Consider the following 17,718-nt stretch of genomic DNA (forward strand, 5'->3'; position numbering starts at 1 on the left):
TGGGAATGTTAATAAATTTTTTTAAACGGTGTCCATAAAAGTTTTCTCCACCTTATTGAATATAAGGGTTCCCGCCATCAAAAGTAAAAGAATAATACATGTGCTTACTGCAAGCATTAGAGGAGAAAAGTCTCCTGTTCCCAGCCATGCATGTTTAAAACACTCAAAAATTCCTGTTAATGGATTGTAAAAAGCCAGCTTTTTAAAAAATCCGGGTAAGGATGACGTAGGATAGATTACAGGAGTTGCATACATGTACAGGCTCACTCCAAATACCAAAAGCATGCTGAGGTCTTTGTATTTTGTGGTCAGGGAAGAGAATATCATTCCTGTGCCTAATGCAAAAAACGCCATAAGAATAATAAGGAATGGTGTTGCCAGCATCCATATATTGGGATGAATTGCTCCCTTAAATAAATAATATATCCAGACCATAAGGAATAACAGAAACTGTACCCCGAAACGCATAAGATTTGAAATAACAATAGATACAGGCGTTACAAGTCTTGGGAAATATACTTTTCCGAAAATGCCTGCGTTTCCTACGAAAGTGGAAGATGTACCCAGAAGACACGAAGAAAAATAATTCCAGAGGGTGACCCCCGAAAGATAAAATAACAAAGGTGGTGCGCCATCTGTAGGCAGCCGTGCTATTTTGCCAAAAACAATGAGAAAAGTAATTGTCGTAAAGATAGGGTTTATAAAAAACCAGATGGGACCTAAAATTGTCTGTTTAAAACCAGATATGAAATCTCTTTTTACAAACATGTAAACGAGATCTTTGTAATTCCATACCTCTTTTAATTTTAAATCGAGCAGAGAATGCCGGGCTTCAATTATTTCGGTCCACTTTTTTTGTGGTTCATTCATTTGTGTTATGTTTATTGCAAATTTATATTATTTTCTTATATGTAGTATATTTATTCTTAAAAATTTATTATTAGGTTAAAAAAATTAAAGGTTATCTCCAATATGGGAACATATATTGTGAAAACCAATTTAAAATGCTGTTTTTGGTGTGGCTTATTCCGTTTATTTATTTACCAGCTGTTTTAAATACTCGCCGTAGCCGCTTTTTCCATATTTTACCGCTGTTTCCAACAGCTTTTCTTCATTGATGAATTTGTTTCTGAAGGCAATTTCTTCAATGCACCCGATTTTAAATCCCTGCCTTTTTTCAATTACCCGAACAAATTCCGAAGCATCATTCAGAGACTCAAAAGTTCCGGTATCAAGCCATGCAGTGCCTCTGTCTAAAACGCCTACTTCAAGCTTTCCTTTATTAAGATAAACGTTATTTACATCGGTGATTTCAAGTTCACCTCTAGTGGAAGGCTGTATGTTTTTTGCAATTTCAACAACCTCATTGTCATAAAAATATAATCCAGGAACAGCATAATTGGATTTTGGTTTCAGCGGTTTTTCTTCGATGGAAACCGCTTTAAAATCATCATCAAATTCTACCACTCCATACCGTTCAGGATCTGAAACGTGGTATGCGAAAACAACCCCGCCTTCCGGGTTGGTTTTATTTTTAAGCAAAGTTCCCATCTCGGAGCCATAGAAAATATTATCACCCAAAACCAATGCTGCTGAATCATTTCCGATGAACTTATCTCCCAGAATAAATGCCTGTGCCAGTCCGTCCGGGCTTGGCTGCACTACATATTGGATGTTACATCCTATTTGTGAACCGTCACCCAAAAGCTTGATAAAACCTTCCTGATCATGGGGTGTTGTAATAATCAGGATATCCTTTATCCCAGCTAATAATAAAGTAGACAGCGGGTAATAAATCATCGGCTTGTCATAAATAGGCATCAGTTGTTTACTGACTGCAATGGTAAGAGGATAAAGTCTGGTTCCTGAACCTCCTGCTAAAATAATACCTTTCATTGTATTGTGTTTAGTGATATTGTTTTTCGTAGTATTTCTGATAGTCTCCGCTTGTTACATTTTCCAGCCACTCTTTATTTTCCAGATACCAGTCGATGGTTTTGGCCAATCCTTCTTCAAAAGTTACCGACGGTTTCCACCCCAGATCTTTATTCAGTTTCGTAGCATCGATAGCATAGCGTTTATCGTGGCCCGGCCTGTCTTTTACAAACGTGATCAGCTTTTCAGAATAACCTTCCGGTCTGTTCAGTTTTGCATCCATTTGTCGGATAAGTTCTTTTACCAGATCAATATTCTGCCATTCGTTGAATCCTCCGATATTGTAGGTTTCTCCCGTTTTGGCTTCATTGAAAATCTGGTGGATTGCTTTTGCGTGATCAATTACAAAAAGCCAGTCTCTGGTATATTTACCGTCACCGTAAATTGGCAAAGGTTTTTCATTGATAATATTTGAGATACAAAGTGGAATAAGCTTTTCAGGAAAATGGTTGGGACCATAATTGTTTGAACAGTTTGATACGATAAAAGGCATTCCGTAGGTGTTTCCATAAGCTCTCACCAGATGGTCGGATGCTGCTTTTGAAGCTGAATAAGGAGACTGTGGATCGTACGGCGTTGTTTCTAAAAAGAATCCGGTTTCACCTAAACTTCCATACACTTCGTCGGTAGAAATATGATAAAAAAGATTTTTTCTTTGTTCATTCGGGAATCTTCCATGGGTGTGGTCGGGATTAAGTGTCCAGAATTCTTTACATAAATTTAAAAGATTCGCCGTACCGTTTACGTTGGTATTGATGAATGCCATCGGGTCCGTGATGCTTCTGTCTACATGGCTTTCTGCTGCCAGATGTACAACCGCATCAGGATTATATTTTTCAAAAACTGTTCTTAATTCTTCAGGATTGGTAATATCTGCTTTTTCGAAAACATAATTAGGCTCATTTTCAATATCCTTTAAGTTTTCAAGATTTCCTGCATAAGTAAGCGCATCCAGATTGATAATGTTAACCTCAGGATTATTTTTTACAAATTCTCTTACCACATGCGAACCGATGAATCCGGCACCGCCTGTAATGATTATATTTTTCATTTTTTTAATTTATAATGGTTTTGCGGCCAATGCTTTTATAATAGAATCCGTTTTGTTCGGGAATTTCCAAAGGATACATATTTCTTCCGTCAAAAACAGCTTTGTTTTTCATTTTTTTAGCCATGAGTTCAAAATTAGGATTTTTGAATTCGGGCCATTCTGTTGCGATGAATAAGGCATCTGCATTTTCCACTGCTTCATACATGGTTTTGGCAAAATGAATTTTATTCCCAAGAAGTTTTTTTACATTATTTTCTGCAACGGAATCATACGCAACAATTTTTGCGCCTTTTTGCAATAAAATGGAAATATTATCAAGTGAAGACGCCTCGCGGATGTCGTCGGTATTTGCTTTAAAAGCCAAGCCCCACATTGCAATTGTTTTTCCTTCAATGCTTCCGCCGAAATATTTTTCAATTTCTCCAACCAGGATTACTTTTTGTGCGGCATTCACTTTTTCAGTGGCCTCCAGAATCTGAAAGTCAAACTCTTCATTTTTTCCTGATTTTATCAGAGCCTTTACATCTTTTGGAAAACAGCTGCCACCATACCCGATCCCCGGAAACAGGAATCTGTGGCCTATTCTATCATCACTTCCCATTCCCAGACGAACTTTATCTACATCTGCTCCCACCTTTTCACAGTAGTTGGCAATTTCATTCATGAAGGTAATTTTTACGGCAAGAAATGAATTGGCTGCATATTTTGTGAGTTCGGATGATTTTTCATCCATAAATATAATAGGAATCCCGGTGTTGGTAAATGGCTGATAGATTTTTGCCATAATATCCTTTGCTTTTTCCGAACTGGAGCCTACAACCACTCTTGAAGGATTCATAGAATCTTCAACGGCAAAACCTTCTCTCAGGAACTCCGGATTGGAAACCACGTCAAAAGGAATTTGGGTTTTAGATTCAATAACCTCCCTTACTTTATCGGCAGTACCTACAGGAACGGTACTTTTATTTACAATAACTTTATAATCGGTCATCATGTCTCCGATATCGGAAGCAACTTTCAGAACGTAAGAAAGGTCTGCAGATCCGTCTTCTCCCGGCGGGGTTGGTAAAGCAAGGTAGATTACTTCGCTTTTGTCTAACGCTTTTTTTAAATTGGTTGTGAAAAATAATCTTTCGGACTGAATATTTCTTAAAAACATCTCCTCAAGATTCGGCTCATAAATGGGAACTATGCCGTTTTTCATCCCCTCAACTTTTTTTTCATCAATATCTACACAGTATACTGAATTTCCAAGTTCTGCTAAAGTCGTTCCTGTGACTAATCCTACATAACCTGTTCCTACAATAGTAATATTCAAAGTAAATGTATTTTTAAAATTAGTACAAAAGTAATAAAAATACCATCATGGTAATGTTTTAAATAATAATTAACTTATTGTATTGATAATAAGATATTTTGCATTTCTGAGAAATATTCGTATATTTGCATTGGATTTACGGAAAAAAATGGGAAGGCCTTCGGAAGAAAGCCTTTTTTCGTACGGGTAAATCATCATTTTAAATAACATATGGAGTTTAGAAAAAGAATTGAAGAATTATTAAATGATTTTCTGGAAACCAGAAAAGATTTATTTCTTATAGATCTGAAAATTTCTGCCGGAGATGATATTACAGTGATTTTGGATGGCGACAACGGAGTCTCTCTGCAGGATTGCCTTGATGCAAGCCGTGCAATAGAATTCAATATGGACCGTGAAGAACATGATTTCAGTCTTCAGGTAATGTCTGCCGGTCTGAGTGAGCCGCTTGCCACTCAGAGGCAGTTTGCCAAAAATATCGGAAGAGAGATTGAAGTTTTAATGAATGACTCTTCAAAAATTGAAGGGGAGCTGGTAAAAGCAGACGAAGAAAAGATTACACTTATCCTGCGGTATCGCAAACCAAAAGATATTGGTAAAGGTAAAGTAGATGTAGAGGAGGAAAAGGAAATTCCATACTCAGACATTAAAAAAGCATTAGTAACAATTAAATTTTAAAAGAAAAAAGAATACATGGACAATATAGCGTTGATTGAATCCTTTGGTGATTTTAAAGACGAAAAGGGAATCAGTAAGATTGATCTTATGGCAATTATTGAAGATTCACTGAAAACTCTTTTAAGAAAGAGATACGATTCGGATGATCATTTTGATGTGATTGTGAATCCTGATAAAGGAGATTTTCAGATATTTTTAAATAAAACCATTGTAGAAGACGAGATGTCTGAAGACGATGATCTTGAAATAGAAATTTCCGAAGCTAAAAAGATCGATCCAACATTTGAAGTAGGGGAAGATTTTACCATGGAAATTCCTGTTGCACAGCTGGGAAGAAGAAATATTCTTACCCTGAAGCAGATTTTGGCTACGAAATTGCAGGAGCACAACAATGCTATGCTGTATGAGCAGTTCAAAGACAGAATCGGAGAGATTGTTGTAGGAGAAATTCACCATATTCGCCACAAGCACGTAATTCTGCTTGATGATGAAGGAAATGAATTTATACTTCCCAAAGAAAATCAGATTCCTTCCGATTTCTTTAAAAAAGGAGAAAATATCAGAGCTATTGTAGAAACAGTAGATTTCAAAGGGTCAAAACCACAGATTATTATTTCCAGAACTGCACCTAAATTTCTTGAGAAATTATTAGAACTGGAAATTCCTGAAATCCAGGACGGAACGATTATTTTGAAAAAAGTAGTGAGAATTCCTGGTGAGAAAGCAAAAATTGCAGTAGATGCTTACGACGACAGAATTGATCCGGTAGGAGCTTGTGTAGGGGTGAAGGGATCAAGAATTCACGGTGTGGTAAGAGAATTGAGAAATGAAAATATCGATGTGATCCAGTGGTCTAAAAACCCTGAAATTTTGGTAAAGAGAGCTTTAGGAAATGTTACCATCAATAAAATTGACATCAACGAGGAACAACAGTATGCGTTAGTATACACTCCGGTTGAAGAGATTTCCAAAGTAATCGGAAAACAAGGTCAGAATATCAGACTTGCTTCTTGGCTGACAGGTTATGAGATCGATGTACACAGAGAAGCCAGTGAAGATGATGATGTTGAACTGAAAGAATTCAATGACGATATTGATCAGTGGATTATTGATGAATTCAAGAAAGTGGGTCTTACCACTGCAAAATCGGTTTTGGATAAAGAAACTGAAAGTTTATTGAATATGGTAGATCTTGAGGAGGAAACCATTGAAGAAGTGAAACGTATTCTGAGAGAAGAATTTGAAGATTAAGATTTGTAAATAAATTTTAATAAACAGTAAAAAAGAAATACTTTAATTTTAAGAATTAAAAAACAGTAAATAATATAGATGCCAAAAATTAGATTAAATAAAGCGGTTAAGGAATTCAACATTTCCATGTCCAGATTAGTAGAATTTTTACAGTCAAAAGGCATTGAGGTTGAAAGCAATCCTAACGCTCAATTAGAAGAAGCGGCATATTCTGCATTGGAGGCTGAGTTTGCCAAGGACGGCGAACAGCGCAAGGCTTCCCATGAGGTGGTGATCACAAAAGTTCCGGAAGAAAAACTGGAAATTGAAGAAAAGAAAACCCCTGAAGTAATAAGAGCTAAAGCTAATAAACCGGAAACTAAAATTTTAGGGAAAATAGACTTAGAGGCTAAAAAACCTGAAGTGGAAGAAACTCCTGCTCCAAAGCCGGAACCTGTGGCTGAAGAGAAAAAAGAAGTTGCTCCTGAAGTTAAAGCAACACCTGAAAAGCAGGAATTCAAAGTTCTGGATAAAATAGATTTGTCTCAGATCGAGTCCCGAAACAGACCCGTGAAAAAAGACAAACCGAAAACAGAAGATAAAAAAGAAGAGGAAAAACCTGTAGCTAAACCTGCAGAACCTGTAAAAGAAGTTCCGCAACCTGTTGCTGAAAAGCCTGTAGAAAAACCAGTTCAGGAAAAACCTACAGAACCTGCAAAAGCAGAGGAGGAATCCCAGGAACCTCAAAAAATTGAAACCGTTTACCAAAAGCTTGACGGACCTAAAATCGTTGGGGAAAAAATCGACTTAACGCAGTTTGCTCCTAAACAAGGCGCAGGTGCTAAAAAGAAGAGAAAAAGAATTGAGAAGCCGGGACAAAACCCACAAGGTGGAAACAATAACCAACAGGGAGGTAATAACCAGGGTCAGGGAAACCGTCCGCAAGGACAAGGCCAGGGTCAAGGTGGAAACCGTAACCAGGGTCAGGGTGGACAAGGCGGTAACCGTTTTGGAAACAATAACCAGGGTGGCGGACAAGGAAACCGTCCTCAGGGACAAGGTGGCCAAGGTGGAAACCGTTTTGGAAACAATAATCAAGGTGGTCAAAACCGTCCTCAAGGACAAGGCGGCCAAGGAGGAAACAGAGGTGGATTCAACAGAGGCGGACAAGGCGGAAACAGACCTGGTCAAAGAACGATGCCTGTTGAATTAACTGACGAACAAGTAAAAAACCAAATCAAGGAAACCCTTGAAAAACTTACGAATAAAGGAGGTAAATCCAAATCTGCAAAACACAGAAAAGATAAAAGGAACTTCCGTAGAGAGCAGGACGAACGTCAGCAGGAAATTGATGCAGCAGACAGAACATTAAAGGTAACTGAATTCATCACGGTTGGTGAATTGGCAAGTTTAATGAACGTGTCTCCTACAGAAGTAATCTCTGCATGTTTCTCATTAGGAGTTATGGTTACGATGAACCAGAGACTGGAAGCTGATACCTTATTATTAGTAGCAGACGAATTCGGTTATAAAATTGAATTCTCAGATGCTGATCTTGGAGAATCTGATGCAGAAGAGGAAATCGACTCTGAAGAAGATCTTCTTCCAAGAGCTCCGATTGTAACCGTAATGGGTCACGTTGACCACGGTAAAACATCTTTACTTGACTATATCAGAAAAACCAACGTAATTGCCGGTGAATCCGGAGGAATTACACAGCACATCGGTGCTTATAATGTGAAACTGGAAAACGGACAAAGAATTACATTCTTAGATACACCGGGTCACGAAGCGTTTACGGCGATGAGAGCGAGAGGTGCACAGGTTACTGATATTGCAATTATCGTAATTGCTGCTGATGATGATGTAATGCCTCAGACAAAAGAAGCAATCTCCCATGCACAGGCTGCAGGGGTGCCAATGATTATTGCCATCAACAAAGTTGATAAGCCGAATGCAAATCCTGATAATATCCGTCAGCAGCTTTCGGGGATGAATATCCTGGTAGAAGAATGGGGGGGAAATGTTCAGGCACAGGAAATTTCAGCTAAATTTGGTAACAATGTGGATGTATTGCTTGAGAAAGTTTTATTACAGGCCGAATTACTTGAATTAAAAGCAAATCCTGATCGTTCTGCAAACGGAGTTGTTATTGAAGCTTCTCTTGATAAGGGTAGAGGTTATGTGGCAACGATGTTGGTGCAAACCGGAACTTTAAGAGTTGGAGATTATGTAGTTGCAGGTAAAAATCACGGTAAAGTAAAAGCTTTGCTTGATGAAAGGGGTAAAAATCTTTCTGAAGCAGGTCCTTCCATTCCGGCAACTATTTTAGGTCTGGATGGAGCACCTACAGCAGGTGATAAATTCCGGGTTTATGCTGATGAAAGTGAGGGTAAAGCAATTGCCAACAAGAGAGAACAACTACAGAGAGAACTATCAATCAGAACTAAAAAACATACGACTCTTGAAGAATTAGGCAGACGTATTGCTCTAGGAGAATTCAAAGAATTGAATATTATCCTTAAAGGTGATGTGGACGGTTCGGTAGAAGCACTTTCTGACCAGTTACAGAGATTATCTACAGAAGAGATCAGTGTTAAAATTCTTCACTCAGGGGTTGGTCAGATCACAGAATCTGATATTAACTTAGCGGCAGCATCTGATGCGATTATTATCGGATTCAACGTAAGAGCCGGTGCTAATGCCAAAGATCTTGCAGACAGAGAAGAAATCGAGATCAGAACCTATTCTGTAATCTATAAAGCTATCGATGAGGTAAAAGAAGCAATGGAAGGAATGCTTTCTCCGGAAATTCAGGAGCAGGTAATCGGTAATGTAGAAATACGTGAAGTATTCAAAATTTCCAAAGTGGGAACTATTGCAGGATGTATGGTTCTTACAGGAAAAGTTACGAGACAGTCCAAAGTACGTTTACTGAGAGATGGTATTGTGAAATTCGATGGTGAGCTTGAAAGTTTAAAACGTTTCAAGGACGATGTGAAAGAAGTCACAAAAGGATACGAATGTGGATTAAATCTTAAAGGATATAATGACATAGAAACCGGTGATATTCTGGAGGTTTACGAAGAAGTAGCTGTTAAAAAGAAGCTAAAATAAAAATCACCCAATAGAGATAAAAAGCCCGCTTTTGAAAAAGAGCGGGCTTTTTTTATGTTAAATAAAATTTAGAATAGTTCTAAATAATTTTATTTCTCTTATCCTGGATGTGTTAAATTCCATTATAATAATGTTCATTTATTTTTAATCGGTAATCAATTATGTATTATTATCATTTGTGTTAATAAGTTGTTATCTTTGCGATATATGTAAAGATATTTAAAAAAAATATTAAATATTAAAATATTGCAGTTGTTAAAATTTATTAACATATTTGCAACCATAATATAAATATTGTTAATAATGAATGGTAAACTAAAAGTGCTAAGTGCAGGAGTATTGTTCTTCATAGGAGGGCAACTAACAATGGCACAATCAACCAAAAAGGTAACTGATACTGTTCCAAGGACTTCGGATATTGAAGAAGTAGTAGTATTAGGGTATAGTAAAACACAAACTAAACCACTAAACTCAACCGCTACGGTAACGATTTCTGGAGAAAGATTGGAAAACAGACCCAATGTTTCTTTTCTACAATCAATGCAGGGGGAGGTTGCTGGTCTTAGTGTAAGCTCTACTTCAGGATCTCCGGGTTCTGCAAAAATGGACCTTATTATTAGAGGGGTAAGTTCTATTACATCTCAATCTGATCCATTATATGTTATTGATGGTATGATTTCCAATGCAACTCAATTCCGTAACTTAAACCCTAATGATATTGAGAGTTCTTCTGTTCTTAAAGATGCTGCTGCAACATCAATCTATGGTAACAGAGGTGCGAATGGGGTAGTTATTATCAATACTAAAAGAGGAAGATACGGAAGCAGATTCGATATTTCATATAATACAACTATTGGAACAAGCTTCCTGCCGCAGACAAAATACGATATGGCAAGCTCTCAGGAGTTGCTAACGATTCAGAATCGTGCAGGAATCGGAATGGGTGCCGGTATGACGCCTCAAGAGATTGCTAATTACGGAATCAACACCAACTGGAGAAAACAGTTCTTCAGAACAGGTATTACTCAGAGTCATGACGTTCAGATCTCTGCAGGAGGACAAAACCTGAGCAACTATACATCTGTTGGATACATGCAGCAGGATGGTATTGTACCTACAACTGATTTCCAAAGATTTACATTAAGAAACAACTTAATGGGTAAATCAAAAGATAACAGATTTAATTACTCAGTAAATATCGGTTTAGGATATTCAAGAAGACATCAGTTGGAAGAAGAAACAAGAACAGATATTACTTCTAACGTAATCCAGAACCCGTTATTAGGTTCTATCGTAGGATTGCCGACGTTGGCGCCGGGTCTTTATGCTAATGGTCAGGATCTTTTGAATAACATTGGATCAGACTTCAGCAACGGTAACAACGTATACGTTTTACAGGATATCTTGAAAGGTACGCTTCCAAATAAGCTTACAGAAACCAGCATTATAACCAACGCTTCAGTATCTTATAAATTAACTGATGATTTAACAGTTAGTAACAGAACAGGGGTTGATTACAAGTATAACCAGAGAATTTTCGCAAGAGCTCCTTGGTCTTACCTGGCATTAGTTGTTGCAAACAGTAACGGTACTGAATTCGGTGGGGTTGAAGATAACATCAAATCAACAGACTTCACGATCAGTTCAATTACCAATTTGAATTATAAAAAGGCATTCGGAGATCATACGTTTGAAGTAGGTGCTTATTTAGATTACATGAAGGTTCACTATGAAGCAACTTCTTTACGTCAGAACGGATTAAACCCACTAAACTGGTCATTTGGAGCCGGTACAGGTTGGGTAGCATTTAACCCTGCGACACCAAATATTTACAATCCTTCTAACAGTGCTTCTAAAATCACTGCCGGAGCCTTGGCGTATTTTGGTACTTTTGATTATGACTATGCAAGCAAGTATGGTGTATCCGGAACAGTAAGAAGAGATGGTAGCTACCGTTTCGTAGGAGATAACAAATGGGCAACTTTCTGGTCAGTAGCAGGACGTTGGAATATTGATAAAGAAAACTTCATGCAAGGTTCTAATATCGATATGTTGAAGTTAAGAGCTTCTTACGGTACCAACGGTAATGCTAACGTAGTTGCTGCTACTTATGGATCAAACCCATTACTTGTTGGAACTAACCTTGTTAGAGATACAAATACAATTGGTTTAGGATATAACAACGTTAATGCCGTATACTACACAGGAACAATTGCAAACCCTGATATCCAGTGGGAAGAAATCAGCCAGTTCAACGTTGGTTTAGATTACATGTTCTTAAACAGAAGATTGGAAGGTAGTGTAGATTACTATAAGAAAATGACTGATAAGCTTTTCAACCCAATTAATATTTCTGCCATTACCAGTTTATATTCTATCAACGGTAATAACGGTAAACTTCAAAACGAAGGGGTTGAATTCAGTGTAAAATATCATTTATTAAGAAACTCAGATTTCAAATTGTCAGTATATGCTAACACTGCATATAACAAGAGTAAATTTACTGATTTGTTAAAAGATGACACTACAGGAAGTCTAAGAAACGTAGTAGGAGGACAACTTAGCGAGTGGTATATGGTTCCTTACGTAGGGGTAAACCAAAGTAATGGTAACTTATTGTTCTTAGATATCAACGGGAACGTTACTGAAACTCCTGATATCAACAGAGATGCAAGAGCAACCGGTAAAAACTACTTACCAAAATGGATCGGAGGTTTCGGTGTAAATTCATCTTATAAAGGATTTACTTTAGACGTACACTTCTCTTATCAGCAGGGAGCATACAAGTATGACAACCAGTTAGACTATGTATACGATGCAACTACTGTTGACGGATATAACGTATCCAGAGATCTATTGAATGCTTGGACAGCTACAAACACCAATACAAATGTACCTTCTTTATTTGCAACAAACTTTGCTTATAACGGAAACTCAGACAGATTCTTGAAGGATGCTTCATTTGTTAGATTGAAAAATGTTGTGTTAGGCTACAAAGTTCCTAGTGAAATGTTTACTAACAGCGGAATCAGAGGGGTTAGAGTATTCTTACAGGCTGAAAACTTGTTAACACTTACAAAATGGAAAGGATTTGATCCGGAACCAACTTTCGCAACTTCAACGTCAGTTTATCCTAACATGAAAACCGTTTCTTTAGGAGCTAATATTGACTTTTAATTAACAGTAATTAATAAAATTAAAATGAAAAATATTTTTTATAAATTTTTAACAGTATGTTTCGCTTGCACTGTTTTAGTATCATGTAAAGATGCTATTGACATTGTACAGGAAGGGGAGCTTAATGATGCGACTGTTTTTAAAACTACAGGAGATCTGGAGAAGTATTTACTGGGATCAGTATATACGAGTGTGGATATCACAAACCAGATTAAATTTTCTTCTGTTTTCACAGACGAATTAAAAGTAGGACCTAGTAATACAGGGCAGGATCAGGGACTTTACAGATATGTATTGACTCCGGGAGATGGATATGCAACAGCTATCTGGCAACAAAATTATACAAGTATCAACAGAGTAAACCGTTTAATAGAAGCTGCTCAGAAGATTACTCCTGCTGCTTCAGAAACGGCTCAGTATAATAACATCCTTGCAGAAGCAAGAACAATCAGAGCGCTTGCTTATTTGAACCTTGAGACTTATTTCTCTCCAAATATGGCTGATAATAATGCTACAGGGGTAATTTTAATCGACAGAGTTCCTCAAATTCAGGAGCAGTTACCAAGAAGCAATAATGGTGCTATCTGGTCTTTTGTTGAAGGTGACTTACAGTTTGCTGAAGCTAATTTAGCACCACCTTCATCACACAATTTCCCTTTCTTTGTAAGCAAAACATTGGTTAATGCGATCAGAGCAAGAATGTATTTATACAGAAAGAACTATACATTGGCTAAACAATATGCTCAAAATGTATTGTCTACTTCAGGGGTGTCATTAACAACTTCTACGCCGGTACCAACTGGAACTCCGGGAAGTGCAACATGGAATACTGCATTTTATGCAGCTGCTCCTACCAACCCATACAGAAGATTGTGGGCAGATCTTAATAACGGTGAAAATCTATTCACGTTAAGCAGACCGGTAAACGGAACTGGAGGTAATATTGCTGGTATTTATACTACCAATACTACGAACTTATCAGGTTCTCCACTATGGACTGTAGGATTAAATTTATTCAATGTACTTAATGTACCAAACCCTGCAATTGCCGGAACTTCAGCTGATATCAGAAGATATGCGTTTATTGATCCTACATCAGTACCTGCGCAAGGAGTTTATATTATTGACAAATATCCTGGTAAAACGAACGCTCCTTTGAGAAACGATATTAAAGTGTTCAGATTATCAGAAATGTATTTTATCCTTGCTGAATGTGAAGCACAGACTCCTGCGGGTTATGTAGCAGCTGCTAATTACATCAAAGCGGTAAGAGATGCAAGAAGATTTAATACTACTGCACCACTTCCGGTATATGCTACAAAAACAGATGCTCTTAGAGATATCTTAACAGAAAGACGTGCAGAACTTGCTTTTGAAGGTCACCGTTATATTGACTTAAAAAGACTTGGAGGTGAAGCAGGTGTAAGTATTGATAGAAATGCTAATGACGATTTCAATCCTAATACTCCACTTACTTTAAATATCACAGACTACAGATTTACATTGCCTATCCCGTCTGCTGAAATTTTAGGTAATCCATCTATTCAGCAAAACCCTGGGTATTAATCTTTAAAATAATAATGTTATGAAAAATCTTTCAAAAATAATATTTCTTTTTATAGCAGTCCTTTTTGCTTCTTGTAAAGAAGAAGAAGAGATGTACTATGACGGAGATTCATTTGTACAGTTTAATAAAGGAACAAGTTCAAGTGCTTTCGTAGTAGCAGGGACTAATTCATTAAACTATGATATTAACTACGGGGTTCTTAAAGGTGTTGAAGGAAGCCATCAGGTAAAACTGGTATTTGATCAGTCTAAATCAACTGCAGTATTAGGAACAGACTTCCAGATTGTAAATGGAACTGATGAGATTTCTAACGGTGAAACAATGGGTAAATTCGTTGTTAAACTTTTAGAAACAGGAGCAACTCAGAGTGGTAAGAAAGCTGTTTTCAGACTAGAATCTTCATCTCTTCCAGTTGCAGCATTTAATAATGAATTTACATTAAATGTTTCATTAACTTGTCCTATCTCTTATTTCGTTGGAGATTTCTCAAATACGGCAACATGGTGGAATGCAGGACCTGGTGGAGCATATGAGATTGTAGAAAATCCGGCAGTGGCTAACCAGCTTTTGGTTAAAGATTTCTGGGATTTCGGAATCGATTTAGTACTAAACTATAATCCAACTACGTATGTTGTTTCCGTTCCGGATCAAAGTACAGGATATCTTGTTCCACAGTATAACGGATATATATTTGCAAAACCATCTACTGATGCTACACAGGTTTCTACATTCAATCCTTGTACAAGACAGATGACATTGTATATTAATTACTATATCCAAGGAGTTGGATCTTATGGTAACCAAACAGAGAAATTTTCAGGATTGTAAAATTTGTTCCTAATTAATTAGGTAAATAATATAATTTAGAAATCATTCCCGGCTTGTCCGGGAATGATTTTTTTTTGTTTAAAAGCCTTTAATTTACATATTCTCCCGTTACAAACATTTGTCCCATGCTGTAGATGACTGATTTAATAGCTTCGTAATCTGTTGAATTTGTGTATGTGTAATTTTTCTGTACAGGTGTAAATATTTTATAGTACATTACGGTTCTATAAAATGAATTATCCTTCCTTCTGATCAGCTGAATATGTATAAAATCCTTCCAGCACATATACCTAAATTTAATCTATATTAAATGCATTTAGAGCTTCTATAAAACATTCTTATAATAATATTGATCCAGGTATTTATCATAAGTTGTATGACTTTTGGCTCTTTTTTAACTGCTTAAACTGATCTCTATAGATAAGACATAGATAAGTATACTGATCCATTATTTGGGTCTGTATAACATATTAAACAGAACTATAGTGCAATGATGTTTGTCACAAAAAAAAGACTGTCCGAAAGAGACAGTCTTTTTAAAAGAAAATTATTTCTTTTTATTCTTTTATGAATTTGAAACTTTTCTTTGTTCCGTTTTTAGTAGTATACGTAACAATATAATTTCCGGTTGTTAAACTGCTGATGTTTAGTTTATTGTTTACCAAAGCAGATCTTGATATAATTTTTCCGGAAATATCATGGATAGTTACCATTATGTTGTTTTCCTTTTCATTGATGTAAATGTAATCTTTGGCCGGATTTGGATAAAAGTTCACTTTTTCACCTTCTTTAACTTCACCAGTCCCTAAGGTAGAAAGGGTAGGTGCCGTTGCAATTAAAGAAAAATTCTGACTTCCATTTACCAGACTACCTTTGTGGGTAACCGTGATGGTATAGGTTCCTGATGGATTGTTAATATCAATTCTCTCGAAATTATCGGCGTTATTAGTACCGGTGTTGGTCGCAACGTCCGAAGGTGCAGACATCCCCTGCATTTTCCAAGGATAATAGGTAACACCGTCTTTAGTAATTTTTATATCCAAGTCATTTACCAGGTATTTTGTAGTTGGATCCACAGTGTTTGTATTAATCAACGTTGATTGAGGATCTGTCCAGGATATGGAAACCTTTAATGGGCCTGTGCCACTTGCTGTGATGCTTTTGGTATAAGTAGCCCCGTTGTTTAGAGAAAGTTCTTCTATTACACTTTTTGTAGAAGTGGTAGAGTTTTTGTCTCGTATGGCAATTGCTGCTCTTTCTGCATTTATTAAGCCCCATCCATACTCATAATCTGGCCCTTGCCATGCTCCTGCTTCGTCTGCAGTGTGCAAGATCAGCCCTTTTACGGTAGCAGATTTCATATAGCTTGAATACAGTTGATTATAATATTGTTGTAATAATAATACAACGCCTGTTACTCCGGGAGATGCCATAGACGTTCCAGACATGTATCCTAGAGCTGTATCTGATGTAAAAAGAGTAGAAGCCACATTAACTCCTTTCATGGAGATATCCGGCTTTATTCTTCCATCATCTGATGGTCCATAGCTGCTAAAAGTGGACATGATAACACTGGTTGCATTAACATAATTTGATACTTGCCCAACTGCCGCAACAGTCATAACATTTTTTGCATTTCCATGTCCGAATATCATATCATATCCTCCTTTAATTCCAAGCTGTGTCGATGCCGGAGCATCAATTTCGTTTCGGCTGTTTCCTGCTGAAACTACCGGAAGATAATAAGGATTGTTAAAACAGATTTCATCAAAAGTTCGAGCTCTGGAATCATAAGCACCAAAGAACCATAAACTACCCAAAGAACCAGTACCATACGAATGGTTGGAAACCAACAGGCCACCAGAAGCTTCGGAAAGGATTTCGGCAAAATCATTATCCCAGTCATAATTACGAACTGAAGCATTGAATGCTATTCCGCGAACATCAGCAACGATACCCTGTGCGCAAATTGTCCCGGTAACGTGAGTGGCATGATTTGCCATAGCAGCGCCATCCATATTAATAAGCTTTGAATTTCCACCTACCACGAACTCCTGATGGGTAGTGCGAGCGCTTCCTCCGTCCCAAACTCCTGCAACCATATTCTGTCCTTGAATGTTAATTCCAAGGCTTCCTCCGTTATAAAGCCTGGTAGCTCTGGCTGTAGTGGCGGCGCCTGAATTATCTGTTTGAGCGTAAATCAATTCTCCATTTGGTAAAACATCAATCAGTTCTTTGATTCCATCATTAGGCAGACTGATTTTTTTTGAAAATCCGGGATTTTGACTTAAATACCGAGACAGTCTAAGATCACGCTGAATTTTCTCATCTTTTATTTTTTTCTCTAATAGGGCATTAGCCTCTTTATTAGAATAAGTTGCAATTTTTTCTCGATCTTCTGTACTTTGAGCATGTACTAAAAAGAACGATGCTGAGGAAAATACATAAGCAAATAATAGTTTTCTACTTTTCATAGATTATGAAATTAAATTAAATGAGCTAATATATAATAAATTATGAATATATTTTACAGTTTTTTTAAAAATATGCGTATATATTATTTTATAGATAGCAATCTGTTAATTGATTTCGATTTTACATGGCAATAAATATTATTGTAATGAAAACTGATAATTATTCTTCTATTATAAAATGCAAGCGATATCTAATGCTAAATAATTTTCTCATATATAGATAGGCAAGCATATTATAACAATTTCATTTACGAAAAATATTGAAGTAAAGTTTTAATATGGCTGAGATTATTTTTAGATCCGTATAAATTTCTCTGATTTCAATTGAAGATATTATATGGAT

At 36.8% G+C, this 17,718-nt stretch carries 12 protein-coding genes; 6 read left to right on the top strand and 6 right to left on the bottom strand.

The window, feature by feature from the left end:
• Positions 1 to 21 precede the first annotated feature (21 nt).
• From U9K52_RS11910 to U9K52_RS11925, 4 genes are all read right to left on the bottom strand, one after another.
• Positions 22 to 870, bottom strand: a complete 849-nt coding sequence (locus U9K52_RS11910) for an ABC transporter permease (protein ID WP_248389975.1) — start codon at positions 868 to 870, stop codon at positions 22 to 24.
• A 162-nt stretch (positions 871 to 1,032) separates the two neighbouring features.
• The gene (gene rfbA, locus U9K52_RS11915) at positions 1,033 to 1,896 is read right to left on the bottom strand and encodes a glucose-1-phosphate thymidylyltransferase RfbA (RefSeq protein WP_322926671.1); all 864 of its coding nucleotides are present in this window, start codon (positions 1,894 to 1,896) and stop codon (positions 1,033 to 1,035) included.
• Between the two features lie 10 nt (positions 1,897 to 1,906).
• The gene (gene rfbB / locus U9K52_RS11920; RefSeq protein WP_263601703.1) at positions 1,907 to 2,986 is read right to left on the bottom strand and encodes a dTDP-glucose 4,6-dehydratase; all 1,080 of its coding nucleotides are present in this window, start codon (positions 2,984 to 2,986) and stop codon (positions 1,907 to 1,909) included.
• A gap of 4 nt (positions 2,987 to 2,990) precedes the next feature.
• Positions 2,991 to 4,304 (bottom strand): UDP-glucose dehydrogenase family protein, encoded by a 1,314-nt coding sequence (locus tag U9K52_RS11925; protein WP_263601702.1) that lies wholly within the window; start codon positions 4,302 to 4,304, stop codon positions 2,991 to 2,993.
• Positions 4,305 to 4,514: 210 nt separating this feature from the next.
• Here U9K52_RS11925 and rimP point away from each other — a divergent pair, with 210 nt between their 5' ends.
• From rimP to U9K52_RS11955, 6 genes are all read left to right on the top strand, one after another.
• On the top strand, positions 4,515 to 4,982 hold the full coding sequence (gene rimP / locus U9K52_RS11930; protein WP_322926673.1) for a ribosome assembly cofactor RimP: 468 nt from the start codon (positions 4,515 to 4,517) through the stop codon (positions 4,980 to 4,982).
• A 15-nt stretch (positions 4,983 to 4,997) separates the two neighbouring features.
• Positions 4,998 to 6,233, top strand: a complete 1,236-nt coding sequence (gene nusA, locus U9K52_RS11935; RefSeq protein ID WP_248389991.1) for a transcription termination factor NusA — start codon at positions 4,998 to 5,000, stop codon at positions 6,231 to 6,233.
• Positions 6,234 to 6,311: 78 nt separating this feature from the next.
• The gene (infB, locus tag U9K52_RS11940; RefSeq protein WP_263601700.1) at positions 6,312 to 9,329 is read left to right on the top strand and encodes a translation initiation factor IF-2; all 3,018 of its coding nucleotides are present in this window, start codon (positions 6,312 to 6,314) and stop codon (positions 9,327 to 9,329) included.
• Between the two features lie 303 nt (positions 9,330 to 9,632).
• The gene (locus U9K52_RS11945) at positions 9,633 to 12,506 is read left to right on the top strand and encodes a SusC/RagA family TonB-linked outer membrane protein (protein ID WP_263601699.1); all 2,874 of its coding nucleotides are present in this window, start codon (positions 9,633 to 9,635) and stop codon (positions 12,504 to 12,506) included.
• Between the two features lie 24 nt (positions 12,507 to 12,530).
• Positions 12,531 to 14,072 (top strand): RagB/SusD family nutrient uptake outer membrane protein, encoded by a 1,542-nt coding sequence (locus U9K52_RS11950; RefSeq protein WP_263601698.1) that lies wholly within the window; start codon positions 12,531 to 12,533, stop codon positions 14,070 to 14,072.
• 19 nt (positions 14,073 to 14,091) lie between these two features.
• A complete protein-coding gene (locus tag U9K52_RS11955; RefSeq protein ID WP_322926674.1) occupies positions 14,092 to 14,901 on the top strand; it encodes a hypothetical protein in 810 nt (269 codons plus the stop codon).
• Positions 14,902 to 14,989: 88 nt separating this feature from the next.
• On the opposite strand, the gene U9K52_RS11960 is transcribed toward U9K52_RS11955, so the two are convergent.
• Complete coding sequence (locus U9K52_RS11960) at positions 14,990 to 15,187, bottom strand: hypothetical protein (protein ID WP_322926675.1); 198 nt, start codon at positions 15,185 to 15,187, stop codon at positions 14,990 to 14,992.
• 271 nt (positions 15,188 to 15,458) lie between these two features.
• Complete coding sequence (locus tag U9K52_RS11965) at positions 15,459 to 17,375, bottom strand: S8 family serine peptidase (protein ID WP_322926676.1); 1,917 nt, start codon at positions 17,373 to 17,375, stop codon at positions 15,459 to 15,461.
• Positions 17,376 to 17,718: the final 343 nt, after the last annotated feature.

Origin of the sequence: Chryseobacterium sp. MHB01 (assembly GCF_034651565.1) — a bacterium.
GTDB lineage: Bacteria > Bacteroidota > Bacteroidia > Flavobacteriales > Weeksellaceae > Chryseobacterium > Chryseobacterium nepalense.